Origin of the sequence: Rummeliibacillus sp. NPDC094406, assembly GCF_044763875.1 — a bacterium.
In the GTDB taxonomy this organism is placed as follows: Bacteria; Bacillota; Bacilli; order Bacillales_A; family Planococcaceae; genus Rummeliibacillus.
Map to the genome: position 1 here is coordinate 796,277 of NZ_JBIWGZ010000001.1, position 18,511 is coordinate 814,787.

The following is an 18,511-nucleotide window of genomic DNA, read 5'->3' on the forward strand; positions in this document are numbered from 1 at the left end:
ATATTAATATTTAGTTATCACTTAAACCCAACTAATTATAGATGGGGTCTTTTATATTCAAATAGCTTTTAGTGTATGTGGCAACACATGATATCGATGACCATTAGATACAGTCGCCCATTTCAAAATCACATGGAATTTGCAATTATTCATCTACTCTACAAAACTGATAGCCTTTTGGAACCAATTCATGAAGAACCTCATCTAAAGCTTTAATGGTATTTTGTGGGGCATCTAAATCTGCACCAATTGTCTCACCATTGTCATGCAATAGGATGATATCACCTTTTTTTATTTTGGTGAGAAGTTCGTTTTTTATTCTTTCACTACCACCAACACTTTTCCAATCCCTTGCCATTACGGACCATAAAATGATTTTATAGTCTTTTAAAAGAGTTGGATAAAAGAGATTAACTAGCCCCCATGGCGGACGATAGTAGATTGGTTTTGTGCCAGTTATCCCTTCAATAATCTTAGAACTCTGGTCTAATTGTTTTTTCACTCCCCAAGGGCTCATTAACCAATTGGCACGGTGTACATAATTATGTATGCCTATAAGATGTCCTTCTCGTTGCATTCTTAATAATAGTTCCGGATGCATTGCAGCTTTAGAGCCATGTACAAAAAACGTTGCCTGTACATCGTACTTCTTTAAAACATCTAATACCAATGGTGTATATATTGGATTGGGACCATCATCAAAAGTAATGGCTATTTTCCCGCTTTTTTTTCGTTGTTTTGTCACCCCTAAACCTAATACAGAGGTCAAAATGTATGGCAATACAGTATACATTAATACAACAGTAAGGAAGATCCTCAATATTCGACTGATCATTTTACTTCCTCCATTCTTACTTTAACTATATTTGAAACAATTATATGGACTATAAATTTGCATATCTTTACTTTGATTCATTTCACGTTTAATGACATCTATCACTCCCATTGTAGAAGATTTAGAATGGCCACTTTTATATTTTTCTTTGATGCTCATTAATTCGTTTGGATTTGAGATAATTTGATTAATTTGACTAAATAGGTCTTGTTCATTTTCCGCAAAAAAGGCTAGTCCAGAATTCAGTAAGTATTGAGTATTATCTTCCTCTTGGCCAGGTAATGGTTTATAAATAAGGAGAGGGAGTTCCATGACCATCGCTTCTGATACTGTTACACCGCCCGGTTTACTAATCATTAAATCCGAAATAGCCATCACTTCTTGCATTTTTTCACAAAAACCCATGACGATAATTTCATCACTTTTTGACTCAAACTTAGCAGTTAATCGTTTTTTCAATTTATCGTTTCGTCCACACACAATAATGATTTGCATATTATTGGACATCGCAAGGAAATCTTCTATTCCCTTACCAATAAATCCATCTCCTCCGCCCATCACCAATAACGTAAATTTTTGTAGGTCTAATCCGTATTTTAATGAGAGTGCTTCCCTTGATTGATGTTCATCAAAACTTTTCCGAATAGGAATTCCTGTATCTTTTATTTTATATTCCTCAACTCCAAGTTCCACTAACTGTTGACGAATTTGCTTCGATGCTACGATATACTCATCAGTATATGGATAGAGCCAAAATGAATGATTCGTATAATCTGTAATTATGGTGATTGCTGGGATGTCAATTAGACCATGTTCTTTTAATTTAGAAACAATGCTCGCAGCAAATGGGTATGTACTGACAATAACTACTGGCTGAGTTGTTTCAATGATCTTTTGCAATGACCGCATACCAAAAGACAAGATGGCACCTATTGTTTCTGAAAATGCGCTTCTCAATCGGGTTTTTCTATATAAATAACCATACATTGCAGGGAATTTTTTTACACTACTTTTGTAAAAGTAGCTACTTAATGTGTTCGTATGTGGATGAGTTAACTGCATAATATCCACTATGATTGGGTTGATATTCGGTATCTCAAGATGAACCGCTTCATTTATTGCATTAGCGACTTGTTTATGTCCATCCCCATAGGCATTTGCAGATAGAATCAAAACGCTTTTCTGTTGTTTTTCATACATACTATTTCATCTCCTAATGATTTCTATTTAATAGCTTTTATGCTTACTTTTTCACTGTTGGAAAAGTAAAGGGTGAGATGGTATCAGCCTATTCCACTTCATCAACCATGTCATCCTTACTGTTTTGCCGTAATTTCTGAATTCCCATTTTCATAAAAAAACGTCGAACATAACATGAAATAAAGACTATTATTTTTATTTTTTTTATTTTATCCAGAAATAAGATGACAAAGAGCTCTTAAACGGCAATCATATTTATATGATGTACCTTTTTCGCAATATCATAATCGAAAAACTTAAATAATTTATATTTCAAAAAAATGAATTTAAGTTGTTGTTTCGGTGAAAATATCAAGAGCAACGATGCCAATGCCTCCAAAGGCTTGTAGCATTTTTGAATCTGTCATAAATTCGAAAGGTAGTGGCAATAAAAATTAAAGAACAACAAATAATAACGTTTTAAATTTCATTTGGTTCACCTCTGAATCGATGAATTTAGTTTATCAGCCGAAACTTTAGTCGTGAAAACAAGTTGAACATTATTTTTCCTTTCAATTCGATCAAAAGAACAGCTACAGAAGTGATAAATATGAGCAAGAAGGTACAAGTAATAGTAACCTAAAACAAGCATAACCCCGTTCTAAATTTAGGACGGGGTTATGCTTGTTTTATATTCAATATAAGATACTTCACTGTACTTAAAAATATAACAATGTCGTTTAAAAATCTAATTTTCATTCAAAAAATAGCACCCGATTACGGAAGATTGAAAAACAAGAAAGCTGTAAAATAATTCCTTAGTTATTTTGCAAAAGCTCTCGTTACTTTAAGTACATTTCTTCCCAATCTAACATTACAAAAGATTAGTTTTATGGTAGCTAAAAAATATGTTCGAGTTCGGGGACTGTTATTGTTGCTAAGTCTAATTTTCTTTAAAATTGTGCCAAGCACCATTCTTTAGTTTCTTGGTCCGCAAAGGATGCTTCTACACTATTTAAATAAATTTGGCGATAGTCTTCTTCGCTTAGATTAAATTCATCGTTAACTAAATGGATTTCTTTTGCCATTGTAGTATCTGATACTGTTCTGTTATCCGTATTAAATGTCACTTTTATTCCATCTTTATGAAACTTATAAATCGGATGTTCAGAATAATCATGAACAGCTTTCGTTTGGACATTACTTGTTGGACACATTTCAAGCACTACCTGTCTTTCTTTCACAATCTTATAAGCCTCGGCACAATCTTTAATAAATACTCCGTGTCCTATTCTTTCAGCACCCAGCAGTTCAACAGCCTCTAGAACGTTCTTACCAATTCCCGTTTCACCTGCATGAATAGTGACTCTGTAGCCATATTCTTTGGCTAAAGCGATTGGATCTACGAATTTTTCACAAAAGCCTTCTTCCTCGGATGCACATAGGTCAATTGCCACTACACCTTTTCCAAGAAACTTTTTCCCCTTTTCAACCACGTCAAATGCGCTTTCTACAGACATCGTTCTCATGCAAGACAGGATTATATTTCCCTTTATTTCGTAACAGCTTTCAGCGTCCCTCATCCCCTCTATAACAGATTGAATAACTTCTTCAACACCAAGGCCTTGTAATGTGTGAAGTAACGGGGCAAATCTGACTTCTAAATATTTCACATTTTCCCTTGTTGCATCCTCAAATAGCTCAAAAGTAATTCTTCTTAAGTTCTCCTTAGACTGCATGACCAAACTAGGAAGAGAAAATCTCTTTAAATACTCATCAAGGGATTCACATTCTAACGGAGCAATCAGCTCCTTTTGCAGTTCATCTTTATCAAAAGAGGGTAACTGAATACCTTCCTTCTGTGCAATATCGATAATAGTTTCAGCCCTAAGGCTTCCATCCAAATGACAATGAAGTTCAATTTTGGGTAATGTTAAAAAGTTCATTTTTGACCTCCTGAAAAATTTTTACAAAAAAACCAGAAAAAAATTCCTGACTACAAAGAAAATACAAATTTTGTACTTTCTTCGTAATCAGGAATTTAGGTTCCTGGTAGAGACCCCCAAACCATATTATTGGGGTTATACGAAAAATTATATTGAATTCATTAACGTTTTTAATATAATAATAAAAAAATTTCGGGTTGTCAATATGGTCCCTAACAGCGATAAATCATTTTGTTTATCCTAAAAGCATGTTCTACAAAAAAATTTCATTTACCTTTTTCAACAAATCTGCTTCGTTAGCACAAGAAGCGATTGCTCTAATTGAACAATCGCCCCTATAGTACAAAAAGAAAAAAGGAGCTGCCTTCTTTTTAAAGCAACACCACTTCTTATATAGACTTTTTTAGTTTAGGTACGCCTTTAATGATAAAATAAATTAATACGCCTGAAATTGTTATTGCTATAACTCCATTTAAAGTATTCGGCTTCCCTAGTATCATTTCAAGTAATTGGTCATATGTTGGGATATTTAACCATTTAAGTATTCCATTCATTATAAATAACACGATTACAATACTAAATATATAAAATAGACTGTATTTCTTTATCACACTTTCAACTCCTTAAAATTTAGTCCGTTACTTAAATGCCAATCATATCTTATATACTTCCACAACCTTCTGAAAATACCTGCTTATTCCATTAACCTGTCCCTTTAGCTAAATAAAGAAAGAACTGTCTGAACAGCTCTAAAGCACCCGCTAGTTGCACACTAAATCCTTTGAATTTATGAATTCCAGTTCCGAATCTTAGCAGATCTTTTTCTTTAAGATCTTTAACTCCAATTTTCACTTCTTGTAAAAGACTTGCATCAAGACCTAGTGTATTATGCCCACCATATATCTTCGCTACATTGGGAATGTTGGATATTTTCTTTAACGATTGCGCTAAATCTACAGGATTGGTTGTTGGGAAAAAAGCAAGCGCGGTTCCTTTTTCAAAGATAGCGGCCGATTGCAGAATATCCTAACAGAACTTTCATTTTGTCCGCTGTGTATAAAAAAAGACAGGAGAATCTCCTGTCTAAATAAGCATCCCAGCAATCTGGATGTGTAGTGCCGTTTAATTTGTGAACACTTTTATTAAAATTCATCACAACTTTTTTGAAAACTCGTTTTTGTTTAACAATAAGAAGTGCCCTCTATTACTTTTTTGCTAATTCAGTTATATAATCAAAGAACGCATCGCGATTCACATCATAAACGACATTCACAGGTCGTCCATCAGCGGTTTCAACTGTACGGCCTTGGCTTGGACCGTCTGTGTGTACAATGCTGTTAATGGTTTGTACTTTCACAAGATCACGATTGCCAACAAATGCGGTTGTTAACACATCCCACAAATAGTATGTTGAGTTCGTTGAAAAGTGAACAAGTGGTGGTACCATCGCATAACATTGTCCAAGAAAATCAACACCCAGGTATTTGCGTTCTTTAGCCCAACGCTCACGTACATCTAAAGTTAGCGGTACTTGGTTTGTACTTTCAAGCGCCACTAAATCAATTTCGATGCTGGTATCCCATACACGAGCGGCTGCTTCAGGGTCCCAAAATACATTCCATTCCGCTGTTCCATCATGTTCAGGCTCGTGCACATTTCCTGCTTCACGGAATGTACCACCCATCCAAACAAGTCGTTCAATTTTCTCTTCGATTTCAGGATCTTCATCTAAAGCACGGGCAAGATCGGTAAGAGGCCCTGTAAATAATAAAGTTGTTTTTTCTTCAGTTGCACGAATCGTTTCTATCAAATGATGATGTGCAGGTTTGTCCGCCACCGGTGTTACAACTATTCCAGATTCATTTAAAATTGGTAGTGCTTCTACATAAAAAGCGTGCATTCGCCAATCTTTTGGAAAAGGGTTTTTTGCGCGTGAATTTGACTCAGCTACTTCAAGGCTGCCGTTTCCAAAGCGATCAATAATTTTTCGGCTCGCAAACATTGCCGGTTCTAAATAACAATCTGCTGGAATGACTGAAACACCTGTGAGTTCAACAGTGTCCATTTTTAGTAATAAAAATAGCGAAACAAGATCATCAACTCCGCCATCATGATTAAAGTAAATTTTCTTTTTCATTATTTTTTCGATCCCTTCATGGTGAATTTTTATAAATTGCTTGGGATTCACCCAACTATTTTCTTGTTGGAACACTCGAATAACGTCGTACTTTGCTCCACACTAATGCCACCAAAAATGCCTGACGTACCACCTCTCATGATAGTTTATAGACATCTTAAAATATAAAAATGCTCCGATAGCTACTGAAACATTGACTAGGGCATGTGTATATATAAAAGGAAGAATTGATCGCTTCTTCCATTTAACAGTTACCACTTAGTCAAGCCCTTTACGGTGGCATGGTAGAAACTATTGGGCAATATCCCCAATACTTGACGACATTATTCTAACTTTAATTAACATTTAAAATAATAATAGTAATTTATGGTTTCGTCAATTAAATCACGAACATTTTTATCGATTTTTATTATATCATTCGCATTTTAAACGCATTTACAACGTTATTATCCCTTTACTGCTTTCATTCTTTTGCAATGTGAGGGCTGACTCAAATCCCTCAACTTCTATATTCAGCTCAATTTAATATCGAAATTGTCAGGATCTGGTCCGTCGTGAAGATTTTGATTTAACCCATGATCCGAACCATGGTGGACATTCATTAATATTTCAGAAAGTGAATTTCTACTCTAATCATTTAGAAAAAAAGAAACCCCTGCTCAATTCTTCAATAAAAAATGAGTTGTCTAAACAACACATAGTTCATCAACTCTTGCAAACCGTTACCATGTAATTGCTTAACAAACAATCTTTTTGAGTATCCTTACTCTTCCTGTCTTCTCAACAATCTAGCCCTTAAATGAAAATAAGCGCTTATCCTTATTTTTTCAAGGATAGCGCCCTTTAATCGAATAATATGATCTTAGCCATAAAATCATTTAATTCTTGATGAACTAACGTATTCGTTTATTTAAGTAAATTTCTTTACAAACAATGTTATCAATTTTTAAATTCAACAATCTTATTTTTCAATGGAACTCTTTGTAAAATCTCTTTTTTTAATTTTATATCCAATATATAGAATCAAAAACCATATAGGTGCTACAATTAATGCTATTCGCATGTCCTCAATAAATCCCATTAAGACAACGACAAACGCTAAAAATGCTAATGCTAAATAGCTTGAAACTGGATATAACGGCATTTTAAATACTAATTTTTCTATATCCTTTTTGGTTTTTAATTTTCTGAACTTTAATTGTGTAATCAGGATAATCGTCCAGCTGGTAATAACCGCAACCGTGGCAACAGAAGAAATATACAGAAACACTTTTTCTGGGACAATATAATTCAAGAATACTGCGACTAATAAAAACAATGAAGAGAACAAGATTCCACGTATCGGACTTCCATTCTTGCTAAGCTTTCCGAAATATTTCGGACCGTTATTTTGCAGTGATAAATTATATAGCATTCTTCCCGAAGCGAATAACCCACTATTAAAAGCAGATAATGCTGCTGTTATGACAACGAAGTTAATTACATCCGCAGCACCAGGAATGCCAACTTTATCAAAAATTAACACAAACGGACTACCATTCGTGCCTATCTGATTCCAAGGATATAAAATCATCATGACTCCTAATGCACCAATATAAAAAATTAATATCCTCCAGATAACATTGTTGATGGCTGACGGAATTGAATGTTGAGGATTTTTTGCTTCCCCTGCAGTAATTCCAACTAGTTCTACCCCGCCAAAAGAAAACATCACGAGGACCAATGACATAATAATACCGTTGATTCCATTCGGCATGAATCCTCCATGAGCCCAAAGATTGTCAAAACCAATTGGCTGTCCTCCGTTCCCAATTCCCAGGAAGATAATTCCTAATCCAAGGAGAATCATTCCGATAATGGCTACAACTTTAATCAGCGCAAACCAGAATTCAAACTCTCCGAATGCTTTTACATTAGCAAGGTTTACCATTGTAAATACGATAATTACAGCCAGTGCTATCAGCCAATTTGGAATATCAGGAAACCAGTAATTTACATAAACGCCTACTACCGTTATTTCTGACATCCCAACGACAACCCACATAAACCAATAAGTCCAACCAGTTAAATAACCTGCAAACTCCCCTAAATATCGATGTGCATATGAACTAAATGAACCTGAAACTGGTTCATCCACAGCCATTTCCCCAAGTGCTCTCATAATGGTAAAAATGACTAAGCCTCCAACTAAATATGAGAGTAAAATGGATGGACCTGCCATTTGAATGGTTGCACTTGAGCCGTAGAACAATCCAACTCCAATTGAACCCCCAAGGGCAATTAACTGAATATGCCTATTGTTTAACCCGCGTTGAAGACTCTTTTTTTGATTATCCTTACTCAATCATTATTCCTCCTAAAAATTATTACTAATATCGCAAGTTCTATAAGAAACAAAATAAAAAATAAAAAAAACGCCCTTTTGGATTAACCAAAAGGACGATTCAACTCGTGTTACCACCTTTAATTCATAAGCAACTCACATTGCTTATCTTTGTAAGTACGGTCATCTGACGATACTTTAGCACATGATTACGGGTGCTAAGCCGGTGTAGCCTACTAAGGATTCCTTTTCAGTACACTGCTCCAAGATGAATTCACAATCTTTCAACATGCACCTCTCATCAGCCGGTAACTTTCTGTCTGTTTACATGATTGCTACTATTTCTTATCATAGCATTTGTTCTTATACTTATATCTCGAAATGTTTTTAACAAATCTTCGTTATGCAAATATTAATTATTTATTATTTTATCCCTAAATTTAAGTTTGTCAATATAAAATTTTCTACTTCAATCCTTTTTCAAGGATAGCGCCCGATTACGGAATATTAAAAATGCGATTTAGAGTAATTATTTTTCAGTGGCTGTATTGCCCATTGCAATAGAAATTCTATTCCAACTGTTAATTTGATTAATTATTAGAACAAGGTCAACATACTGTTTCTCATCATAGTGTTCACGTACTCGTTGATAAAGCTCTTCTGGAACACGTTTTGTCGGGATTAATGTCACATGCTCTGCCAACTCTAAAGCTATTTTTTCTGCTTCTGTATAGAATTCACACTCTTGCCAGGCACTAATACAGTATATTCTTTGTTCTGTTTCACCCATTTTTCGAGCATCTGCTGAATGCATATTTAAACAATATGCACAGCCGTTAATTTGAGAAACACGAATTTTAATAAGCTCCCGAAGTTTTCGTTCGATCGCTGTCATTTTCATGTATTTTTCCATATCCATCATAATTTTCATACCATCAGGTACAATTTCATAGTAAGAAACTCTTTGGTTCATAAAGCAAGACCCCTTTGATTTAGTATAAGATTATTATACCTATACAAGAACATCTGTACCATTTTTATAAAGAAATTGCCCTACAATCGGTCCTTTTCGTGAAGAAAGACGCTTTCCTTATTTCAAAAAAGCGCCATTTAATGCAATAACACATAATATTAATACAGGGGGGGGCACCCATTTCCCTACACGTTCAAAGTATGGATAAAAGGTGTTAGGATTAATGCCCAGATAACTGTAAGGATGGCAGTTAGAATGAAGGATACACTGGAGGTTGTTCCCTCTTTTTCCCCGATTTTAAACGCTTTTGCGGTCCCAAGTGCCTGAGCACCCAAACCATACACCATGCCGATTGACAATGGATGCTTAATGGAAAAGTACTTTATTATAGATGGGCCTATGAAGACGCCTACAAAACATGTCAACATACTAAAAAGAACGGTTATAGCAGGAGTCCCTCCAATTGATTCAGACAAACTGACAGCAATTGGAATGGTGACAATGCGAGGAATAATACTGAGCATATAATCCTTTCCCATTGAAAGCAAGTAAGTACATAAAATACCATAAACTACAGCAACGAGGGAACCGGCGACAAGACTACATACAATCACACGCCAATTTTTCACCAGAAACGACCAGTTTTGATACAATGGAAGGGCAAATGCAACGGTTACTACATCTAACAATTCATTTAGTGGTAAAGTGCCATTTGCATATTCTTTGTATGGTATATGCATGATCAAAAGGAGAATAATGAGCATAACAGGAGTGAGAATAATTGGTGAAAATAACAATCCTGGCTTCTTCCGACTGACTTTTTTCGCAAAAAGATAAAAAAGGACAGTGATAATTACATAAAAAATCTTGGAAACCATCTCCTAGATTCACCGCCTTTTCTTTCTAACATCCTTTTGGAGATGACACCTGTTGCTATCATCATAAGTGCTGTTCCACTAACAATAATGAATAATATACCTAGGCCTTTGATGCTGAATAGCCATGAATATTGCATAAATCCAACGACGGCCGGTATGAAAAATAACAACATCTCGGAAATAAGAAGCGTAGCCCCAGCTTGCACCCAATTTAATTTTATCAAGCCTGCATGAAGAGCGAAGAATAATAAAATCATCCCGACAATACTTCCTGGAATAGGTACATGAAGAAAAGAGACAGTGCTTTTACCAATCCAGGTAAATGCAATAATAACCCCAATTTGCAATATAATCATTAAGCTCTTTTTCAAGAGCAACACCTCCGAAATAGAACAATATTTAATATAGATCATTCTACTTGGAGAATTATGATTCGTATAATATATAAAAACCATCAAAACTATTCCATGAAGTTATAGTTGGCGTTTTCCTTCCTGAATATAATTAATGAACTCCCGAACTGCATAGGAAAGATACTTATTCTTTTTATAAATCAATGCCAATTCCCAATCAACCTGAGGTGAAGTGAAAGGAACAATAGAAACCTGATTCTTAAATCGGTTTGCTACCGACTTAGGAACGATAGATATCCCAAATTGTGCCGCTACCATCTCTCCAACAATATCCCAAAAGGAACTTTTGTAGACTAAATTAGGTTCAAATCCCGATTGCAAACAGGCCACCATTACCACATCATGCAGAACATATTCCTCGGTAAAAAGAATAAAGGCTTCTTCCTTTAAATCGGATAAAAATACTGACTTTCTTTCCGACAGCCAATGCTCCCTGTCAACAATAGCAACTAGTTCTTCTTTTAATAAGGGGATGTATCCAAACACTTCAGAGTCAACTGGTAATACGGTAATACCCACATCTACTTCCCCTTGTACTACCTTTCGTTCTAGTTGCTTCCCGCTAAATTCGACCATTTGCATATCAATTTGCGGATAACCCTTTTTAAAACCAGCAAGAACGTTCGGAAATAACATTACTCCCAAAGTCGGCATTAATCCCATTTTGATGGTTCCCTTTTTTACATGAACAACTTCGTTTACAGAAGAATGGATATCTTCTATCATCTGCAAAACTTTCAATGCTTGATCATAAACAATCTTCCCCGTATCTGTCATCTCCACTTTTCTCTCCGAACGATCTAGCAGCGGTACTTGAAGCTCCACTTCCAAACTTTTTATCATCTTGCTGATGGAAGGCTGAGATACATGCAGGCTCTCAGATGCCTTTGTAAAATTCTTTTGTTTGGCTACTTCTACAAAATATTTAAGATGTTGAATATCCATTTTAAAACTCCCTAATACTATAATAATAATTCCTACCCACCATTACTTAAAGGTTTCATATTTTTATTTTATCTTGTTCGTTTATACATAATTTGGAACATTGTGGAAAAGTATATCAAAGGGACTGAGCCACAAGAGTTGCACGCATGTAATCCGTACGCTCCCTCTTATTCAATAACCTAATTCACATTCCTAATAACCTAATGTTAGCATATTGGTTATTATATGGAGTATTTTTTGAACACCACCAAAATTTTGAATTGTTTTGCTCAAACTAAATTTTAAAGCTATACGTCAGGAATCAATCTCCTTGAAAAAAAATTATTGTTTGACGATAACACTTTATTGTTTTAGAGTAATATGTAAAAAAAGGAGTGGATTTCCAATTAATCTTTTTACCAAGACCGTTCTAAAATTTTTATCGATTATGTCGCTAATTGCTCAAGTTTTATGTGCGTTTGCTGGATTAATTCTATTATTTGCGTCTGGTGCTTTATTGTTAGTACCAAACGGAGCCAAAAAACAATTGCTACAGTATGCAGATTTAAATTCAAACACAAACCTAACAGTATGGTTTTTAGTTTCTTTCTTACTCGCACTAGCAATCATTGCTTGTTTGTTTATCATTACGTACGCTCTACATAAGATAATTGGTAATATTTACAAACAACATTTCTTTGTTTCTCGAAATCTTAAATACCTAAAACTAATCTTAATCTCGATCACTAGTTTTACCGTTTTGAACTTCATTAGTAAGCTGTTATTTGCGCAAATACATGCGTACAATGTCAGTGATGTTTTTCCAGATTCTTGGCCAAGTTTAATAGGAAACATTCTTTTGTTATCCATCGTGTATACGCTTTATGTGGTTTTTAAATACGGCGTATCTTTACAAGACGATTCTAACAACGTGATTTAGGTGGAAGCTCCTAATGATAAAAATTAATCTAGATCGAGTAATGTTAGAAAGGAAAATTTCTTCAAATACGTTAGCAGAAAAAATTGGAATTACCCAAGTTAACATATCAATACTAAAAACAGGTAAAGCGCGTGGTATTCGCTTTGCCACAATAGAAAAAATCTGCCAAACATTAAATTGTCATCCTGGTGATATACTTGAATATGAAGAAAAACTGACATATACAAAAACAAATGTTATATGTCAGTTTTCAACTATTCCACAATATGGCCCGATTGTTGAATACAAGTTAAACAACACTCTTCAACTAACCTGTCCGGTCTGTTCAATGAAGAAATAAGAGCTGCAAATGCAACTCAATGATCTTTTAGTAAAGCACCCGTTAGTTAAATAAAGAATTAATTTTGTTAATTGATTGGACTATTATATCGGGTCTATCAATATGTATTGAATGACTTGCTCCTTGTGCGATTATAAATTTACTATTTGAAGTAAGATTAACTTGATTCATAATAAGTTCTTGCCACTTTTCTTCAAATAATCTTAACTCCCACTCTGGTATACCCTCCTTAGTACCTAACCTAATGTTATACTCTTTATCTCGGCCAATAACAATTAAAGGTATATCCGGGTATTCTACCAAATTTTTTATCATATCTCCGTCCCTCTTCCAGTTGCTAATTTCAGAATGCATTGCTTTGTATAAAGAAGGATTTATCTGGAAACTTATTAAGCGTTGTTGAATATCATTTGGGAGTAGCTTTTGTTTTTCTGTTAGAGTAGGGTTAATAACTTCTCTTAATTCTTCCCTTGTCATTTGAGAATAAGAATGACATTTTTCCATCCAAATTTCATCGGTTGACCCTTCATTTAAAACAGGTAAATCCAAATCATCTAAAATCTTTAAATCAACAGAAGTTGAATCTACTAATACTATTCCAGCAACCTTTTTAGGATGCTCTTTCACAAAATGCTGTACACATAACCCACTATAGGAATGACCAACTAATACTACGGGTTCTGATAATTTAAGTGATTGCATCAACTCACTTACTTCATTTACGACTGTCTGGGTATTACGGACTTCATTACGAATTTCACTTGCACCTTGACCTGGTCTATGAAACATTATTACTCTATTTGATTTACTTAATGACTCTGTCACTTCGTACCATTCATCGAATGAACAATCCATTCCTGTAAGGATAATTATTGGTGTCCCATTTTTCCCTTTTTGAAATATCTCAATCTTATTTTGATTTATTGTTAAAAATCGTCTAATTTTACTCACCTCTTTGTTCAAATATGAATTAATATTAGGTATTCTTTTTTAGCTAATCTGCCCTATAGTTTAAGTACAATCCTTCACAAACATCAAACTATCATTATAATAAGTATTCAATTTTGCTGAGATTCTTCCTCCATTAAATAGCCCTATTCATAAAGAAAGACGCTTTTCTAAATAAGAAACACGCCCTTTAATTGAATAACGATTAACCTTCTATTAGCTGGTTTTGCTGAAGATTGTTTGAACAAAAAATTTTTAAAAAAAGGTATACTGATAGTGACATTTTACTGTCGATAACAGTATACTGTTATTAACAGTAAGGTGTTGCCAAAAAATTTTACATTTAAATTAGGAGGTTATATATTTCATGAAACATACAGGGAGACATACAGGTGCATTTATTCTGCTGTTTTTAACAGAAGGAGATAGCTATGGAGGGAAACTCCTGCAGAAATGTGAAGAAGAGCTTCCCATCAATCCGATTGATAGTGCCATCATATATCGCACACTAAAAAAATTAGAGAAAGAAGGTGCTGTTGAGTCTTATTTGGATACATCTGATCAAGATAAACCGATAAAGATGTACAAAATTACTACAGTTGGAAAAAGACAATTAGAAGATTTTCAAATGGATATTGAAGAAAAAATTAAAAATTTATCATTTTTCTTAAATAAATACCAACAATGGAAAGAGTCTGATCATGATTAATGGTGCTATCCTTTACTCTATAGCTATTATTCTTATCAGTTTTTCTTTTATAAAAGATCGAAATAAAACAAAAGATGCTCTATTAAAGTCATGGAACATGTTTCGTAATCTTATACCTTCCATGCTATCAATTATGCTTTTCGTTGGACTATCACTATCTATATTAACGCCTTCCTTCATTTCTTCCATCATTGGAGAAAAATCTGGATTCATCGGTATCGTTTATTCAGCAATCATTGGCTCTGTTGCGCTCATTCCAAGCTTTGTTGTGTTTCCTCTTGGAAATACATTAGTCCAAAATGGTGCGGGCCTCCCTCAAGTTGCGGCATTAATGTCTACATTTATGTCAGTAGGAATCACAACTCTACCGATGGAACAAAAAATATTTGGTCGAAGTTTTGCTTATTCTCGTAATGCATCTGCATTGTTAATGTCTCTCATATTCTCGTATATTATTTGGGTGGTGATGGTATGAATGAATTAAGAAGATATCGTTTCTTTTTCATTTTACTATTGGGACTCATTATTTTGACTTTTATAAACCAATCGTTGGGATGGAACGCATTTCAATTAACAGGAAAAAGTATTTTAGATATGCTGTTTCTACTTCCTCCTGTCTTAATATTCGTAGGGTTACTTGATCAGTGGGTGAAGAAAGAAACATTAATGAAATATATGGGGGAAAAATCTGGCATCTACGGCATCTTGTTCTCCCTATTATTAGGAGGAATTGCAGCTGGTCCCCTCTATGTTGCTTTTCCAATTGCGGCACTATTATTTAAAAAAGGAGCGAGCATACGAAACATTGTATTTTTTCTAGGAGTTTGGACAACAGCAAAATTACCGGTTATGGTGTATGAATTTGCTTCATTTGGAGCTAAATTTACACTCATTCACATTTGTTTTGGTCTATTATTTTTCTATGTAATGGGTATTATTTATGAGAAGTTTTATGATCAACGACAACTGTTAAAGTATGATATAACGAAACAAATTTAGATTTAGATCGATAAATCTTTAACCACTCAATCCCAGATTATTTATAGCTGCACCTACAACGGACTATTGCGTGCAGCAAAAGATTAGAAGATGCAGTTTGCACTGCACCCTCTCTTTAATTATTCAAGTGTAAAATTATTCTTTCTTAATGTTCCGCCTTTTAACTTTCATAACAATTCGATTAAATGATCAATTACTTTATCAGCTTGTTTTAGTTCCTCAGCCTGCGCAAAGTCAAAATTGACACCGATTGCAGTTAACTTATTATCCTTTGCAGCCATGATATCGGATAATCGATCTCCTATTACTGCGCCTCCAGTTATATAATTTTCATTCATTACTTTCTTAACTAAATCTGATTTTTGTCCTGAAGAAATAGATTGAATGCTATAAACTTTTTTGATGAATCGATTCAAATCGTACGTATCAACAATTGCCTGTAGATACGCTTCTTGTCCATTACTTGCTATGTATAATGAATTGTCAATACTTAGTCTTTCGAGTACAAATTCTGCATTTGGATAGAGCGATCCTTTTTTAGCTTTTATGAGTTCTATTAATTTCTCTTGAAAAATCTCGTTACTCTTTTCTCGAATCAAAAGTGTATGACTTGGACATAATGTTTTCCAAACTACTGGTAATGGTACACCAATAATTTCTCGATATGTATCGATTGGTGTATCCTCATCCCATAGATTATTTTTTCTTAATACATCAAAAGTTGCAATTAATGCTGGTTCTAAAATTAGATTTGTTTGAAATAATGTACCATCCATATCAAAGATTAATGCTTGTTTCATATCAATTCCACCTTTCTTTCAAGTTGAGTTTTAGATTTAGCTTCGGTTTCGAAAATTCAGAATATAGATACTGAATTTCTTTCTTATCCGAATGAGTCAATTTCATAAGCAAGAATAATTTCTAAACTATTCATTCAATAATTCTGAGAATATCCCATTTCTAGTATTTACCTAGTATGCCGCTCCAGATGGCGCTTTCCGCGGGCGAGCGTTGAGCCTCCTCGTTCGCTTCGCTACCTGCGGGGTCTCACCTGTCTCGCTTTCCCGCAGGAGTCGCCATCTTCCGCTATATAGACAATGTTCATTTTCATGTCAAATAGAAGTTAAAATAGTAAAGTACTTATTATTGAATTAACATTGAATTAGCATTTAATAACCCATTTATTAAACTGTGAATTTTGTTCTTGAAGTTGCCAACCTGACTTGTAGTAGTATTCATTGAATTCTGATTCAATCGGGCATAACGCAAGGATTGGTAAGTCATTTATAATCTTTAACATCTTTTTTAACAACCCCTGCCGACGATAAATCTCGCTTATAGCAAATTGATATAGCGAGATGGTATTTGATGATTTTTTTTTGTAAAATCGAAAAGCTCCTACTACTTGACCTTCGACTATTGCTACTATCATTTGTTTTCTTCTTATAGCTGCTTCAATTCCGAGAGGGCATAAAAACTCTTCAGAATAAATCCCATTGTTATTACGATCTAAATTATGTTTGAAGAAAGACAAGACTTGAGGTGTATGGGTTATTTCAGCTAATGCTATCTGCAACTATCTCACTCCCCTAGCAAAAAAATATCTTTTCTTATGACATAAGAGAATTATATATTTCTCCTATAATCCCTTCCATTTGATGAACACCCAATTCTGCATTCGTCATGATGACAGCACCTTTCTCTATATACGGAAACGCCACCATCATACATTGAAAACCTACTCCCCAACCAAGTGATGTAATTTCAGGTTCTTTTTCTGAACCACTTAAAAATACGCCTAGCCCGATCCCGTTCTTTCCTAACTGTGGGGTTATCATTTCTTTTGCTATACTTACAGAAATTCCGACCTTACTTTCCCCTTTTAAAGCATTCATTAATTCAAGGACCAATTGGGCAAGTTCTGAAGTAGTTGTCCATAGTCCAGAAGCTGCTGGGTAAGGGTACATTGGATATCCTCCATCTACTAATTCACCGTTCTTGTTATGACCACAAGAAAATTCTTCTCTATTCGTTACTGATATTTCCGTGCAGAATGTGCTTTTTTCCATTTTTAAAGGTTTAAATATTAGTTCGTTCATTATTTGCTGATAAGGTTTTTCTAACACATCTTCTATTAGTTGCTGGATAATACAAAAACCAGCATCTGAATAGTGGAATTCATTCTCAGGATTATACTTCACATCAATCGGTTCTTTACAATAAGTGGTTTTCCCCTCTAATAGTTCAACCATTGAAGGAATCCCTATAGTCGAATTAAGTTCAGCAAAACTATATTCTGGATCTATAATTCCAGATTGATGACTAAGCAAGTTTCGTAATGTAACTCTTTTATTTTTTATTAAATCACTATCAGGAACTTTCCACGATACGAGTCTTTTGTTTACATCCTCATCTAAATCAAGAAGACCTTGATCTGTTAACTTCATAACGAGCATTCCTGTTAGGAATTTGCTGATTGAACATGCACTGAAAATAGAATCTCTGTTAACTTTTTTATCGCTGCCTACCTCTAGCAAACCGTAATTTTCTGTAACACTGATTTCACCATTATCAATTAAGGTAATACTTAAACCTGGTACATTATAATGCTTCATACGCTCTAGCATGTTTATATTTTTTAATTTCATATGTTCCCCCTAATTTAGTAACTTTAATAAAACTATAACACGAATATATGTTCTTTTGTATATATTTGGATGATAAATTTAATTTTTATTATTTTGATTTAATTGAATCAATTTCATAAATGCTTTACTTGTTAAAAAATACGAATTTTTCCCAAATAATAAACTCAATAATTCGGATAATATTTCATTTCTAGTCGTTACTAAGTATGCCGCTCCAGATGGCGCTTTCCGCGGGCGAGCGTTGAGCCTCCTCGGAAGCCCGTATCGTGCTTCACTGCGGGGTCTCACCTGTCTCGCTTTCCCGCAGGAGTCGCCATCT

General features: G+C 34.4%; 18 protein-coding genes, 1 pseudogene, 2 riboswitches and 1 other annotated feature. Of the genes and pseudogenes, 5 read left to right on the plus strand and 14 right to left on the minus strand.

Annotated elements, in window-relative coordinates:
* Nucleotides 1–145: 145 nt before the first annotated feature.
* The 10 genes from ACIQ4I_RS03805 to ACIQ4I_RS03850 all read right to left on the minus strand — a co-directional run bounded on the left by ACIQ4I_RS03805 (nt 146) and on the right by ACIQ4I_RS03850 (nt 11,629).
* Nucleotides 146–835: a polysaccharide deacetylase family protein gene (locus ACIQ4I_RS03805; protein ID WP_403092879.1), complete on the minus strand. Its 690-nt coding sequence runs from the start codon at nt 833–835 to the stop codon at nt 146–148.
* A gap of 21 nt (nt 836–856) precedes the next feature.
* Nucleotides 857–2,035 (minus strand): MGDG synthase family glycosyltransferase, encoded by a 1,179-nt coding sequence (locus ACIQ4I_RS03810; protein ID WP_403092880.1) that lies wholly within the window; start codon nt 2,033–2,035, stop codon nt 857–859.
* Between the two features lie 932 nt (nt 2,036–2,967).
* On the minus strand, nt 2,968–3,960 hold the full coding sequence (gene add, locus ACIQ4I_RS03815; protein ID WP_403092882.1) for an adenosine deaminase: 993 nt from the start codon (nt 3,958–3,960) through the stop codon (nt 2,968–2,970).
* A 64-nt stretch (nt 3,961–4,024) separates the two neighbouring features.
* Nucleotides 4,025–4,123, minus strand: a riboswitch (purine riboswitch).
* A 226-nt stretch (nt 4,124–4,349) separates the two neighbouring features.
* Entirely contained in the window at nt 4,350–4,571 is a 222-nt protein-coding gene (locus ACIQ4I_RS03820; protein ID WP_403092884.1) for a hypothetical protein, read from the minus strand.
* A 593-nt stretch (nt 4,572–5,164) separates the two neighbouring features.
* Complete coding sequence (locus ACIQ4I_RS03825; RefSeq protein WP_403092887.1) at nt 5,165–6,097, minus strand: nucleoside hydrolase; 933 nt, start codon at nt 6,095–6,097, stop codon at nt 5,165–5,167.
* A gap of 239 nt (nt 6,098–6,336) precedes the next feature.
* Nucleotides 6,337–6,438, minus strand: a riboswitch (purine riboswitch).
* A 620-nt stretch (nt 6,439–7,058) separates the two neighbouring features.
* Complete coding sequence (locus tag ACIQ4I_RS03830; RefSeq protein WP_403092890.1) at nt 7,059–8,441, minus strand: amino acid permease; 1,383 nt, start codon at nt 8,439–8,441, stop codon at nt 7,059–7,061.
* An 88-nt stretch (nt 8,442–8,529) separates the two neighbouring features.
* Nucleotides 8,530–8,781 (minus strand) — a binding site (T-box leader).
* 168 nt (nt 8,782–8,949) lie between these two features.
* On the minus strand, nt 8,950–9,393 hold the full coding sequence (locus ACIQ4I_RS03835; RefSeq protein ID WP_403092893.1) for a carboxymuconolactone decarboxylase family protein: 444 nt from the start codon (nt 9,391–9,393) through the stop codon (nt 8,950–8,952).
* Between the two features lie 185 nt (nt 9,394–9,578).
* Nucleotides 9,579–10,271 (minus strand): LrgB family protein, encoded by a 693-nt coding sequence (locus tag ACIQ4I_RS03840; RefSeq protein ID WP_403092896.1) that lies wholly within the window; start codon nt 10,269–10,271, stop codon nt 9,579–9,581.
* Nucleotides 10,247–10,642 (minus strand): CidA/LrgA family protein, encoded by a 396-nt coding sequence (locus ACIQ4I_RS03845; RefSeq protein WP_403092899.1) that lies wholly within the window; start codon nt 10,640–10,642, stop codon nt 10,247–10,249. The genes ACIQ4I_RS03840 and ACIQ4I_RS03845 overlap by 25 nt, the downstream gene beginning before the upstream one ends.
* Before the next feature lie 102 nt (nt 10,643–10,744).
* Nucleotides 10,745–11,629, minus strand: a complete 885-nt coding sequence (locus ACIQ4I_RS03850) for a LysR family transcriptional regulator (RefSeq protein ID WP_403092902.1) — start codon at nt 11,627–11,629, stop codon at nt 10,745–10,747.
* Nucleotides 11,630–12,056: 427 nt separating this feature from the next.
* Between ACIQ4I_RS03850 and ACIQ4I_RS03855 the strand changes: the two genes are divergently transcribed.
* Nucleotides 12,057–12,548: a DUF2975 domain-containing protein gene (locus ACIQ4I_RS03855; protein ID WP_403092904.1), complete on the plus strand. Its 492-nt coding sequence runs from the start codon at nt 12,057–12,059 to the stop codon at nt 12,546–12,548.
* Between the two features lie 13 nt (nt 12,549–12,561).
* Nucleotides 12,562–12,759: pseudogene (locus ACIQ4I_RS03860) on the plus strand (helix-turn-helix domain-containing protein); the annotation flags it as partial.
* A 171-nt stretch (nt 12,760–12,930) separates the two neighbouring features.
* On the opposite strand, the gene ACIQ4I_RS03865 reads toward ACIQ4I_RS03860, so the two are convergent.
* Complete coding sequence (locus ACIQ4I_RS03865; protein ID WP_403092907.1) at nt 12,931–13,839, minus strand: alpha/beta fold hydrolase; 909 nt, start codon at nt 13,837–13,839, stop codon at nt 12,931–12,933.
* A 364-nt stretch (nt 13,840–14,203) separates the two neighbouring features.
* Between ACIQ4I_RS03865 and ACIQ4I_RS03870 the strand changes: the two genes are divergently transcribed.
* From ACIQ4I_RS03870 to ACIQ4I_RS03880, 3 genes are read left to right on the plus strand one after another with little or no spacing between them, the layout of a single operon-like run.
* Nucleotides 14,204–14,545, plus strand: a complete 342-nt coding sequence (locus ACIQ4I_RS03870; RefSeq protein ID WP_403092909.1) for a PadR family transcriptional regulator — start codon at nt 14,204–14,206, stop codon at nt 14,543–14,545.
* Nucleotides 14,538–15,020 (plus strand): hypothetical protein, encoded by a 483-nt coding sequence (locus tag ACIQ4I_RS03875; protein WP_403092912.1) that lies wholly within the window; start codon nt 14,538–14,540, stop codon nt 15,018–15,020. Before ACIQ4I_RS03870 ends, ACIQ4I_RS03875 begins: the two co-directional genes overlap by 8 nt.
* Nucleotides 15,017–15,544 (plus strand): permease, encoded by a 528-nt coding sequence (locus ACIQ4I_RS03880; protein ID WP_403092915.1) that lies wholly within the window; start codon nt 15,017–15,019, stop codon nt 15,542–15,544. Before ACIQ4I_RS03875 ends, ACIQ4I_RS03880 begins: the two co-directional genes overlap by 4 nt.
* A 167-nt stretch (nt 15,545–15,711) precedes the next feature.
* Here the strand turns inward: ACIQ4I_RS03880 and ACIQ4I_RS03885 are convergent, their stop codons facing one another.
* From ACIQ4I_RS03885 to ACIQ4I_RS03895, 3 genes are all read right to left on the minus strand, one after another.
* Entirely contained in the window at nt 15,712–16,344 is a 633-nt protein-coding gene (locus ACIQ4I_RS03885) for an HAD hydrolase-like protein (protein ID WP_403092917.1), read from the minus strand.
* 362 nt (nt 16,345–16,706) lie between these two features.
* Entirely contained in the window at nt 16,707–17,120 is a 414-nt protein-coding gene (locus tag ACIQ4I_RS03890) for a GNAT family N-acetyltransferase (RefSeq protein WP_403092919.1), read from the minus strand.
* A 34-nt stretch (nt 17,121–17,154) separates the two neighbouring features.
* The gene (locus ACIQ4I_RS03895; protein ID WP_403092922.1) at nt 17,155–18,192 is read right to left on the minus strand and encodes a serine hydrolase domain-containing protein; all 1,038 of its coding nucleotides are present in this window, start codon (nt 18,190–18,192) and stop codon (nt 17,155–17,157) included.
* Nucleotides 18,193–18,511 lie beyond the last annotated feature (319 nt).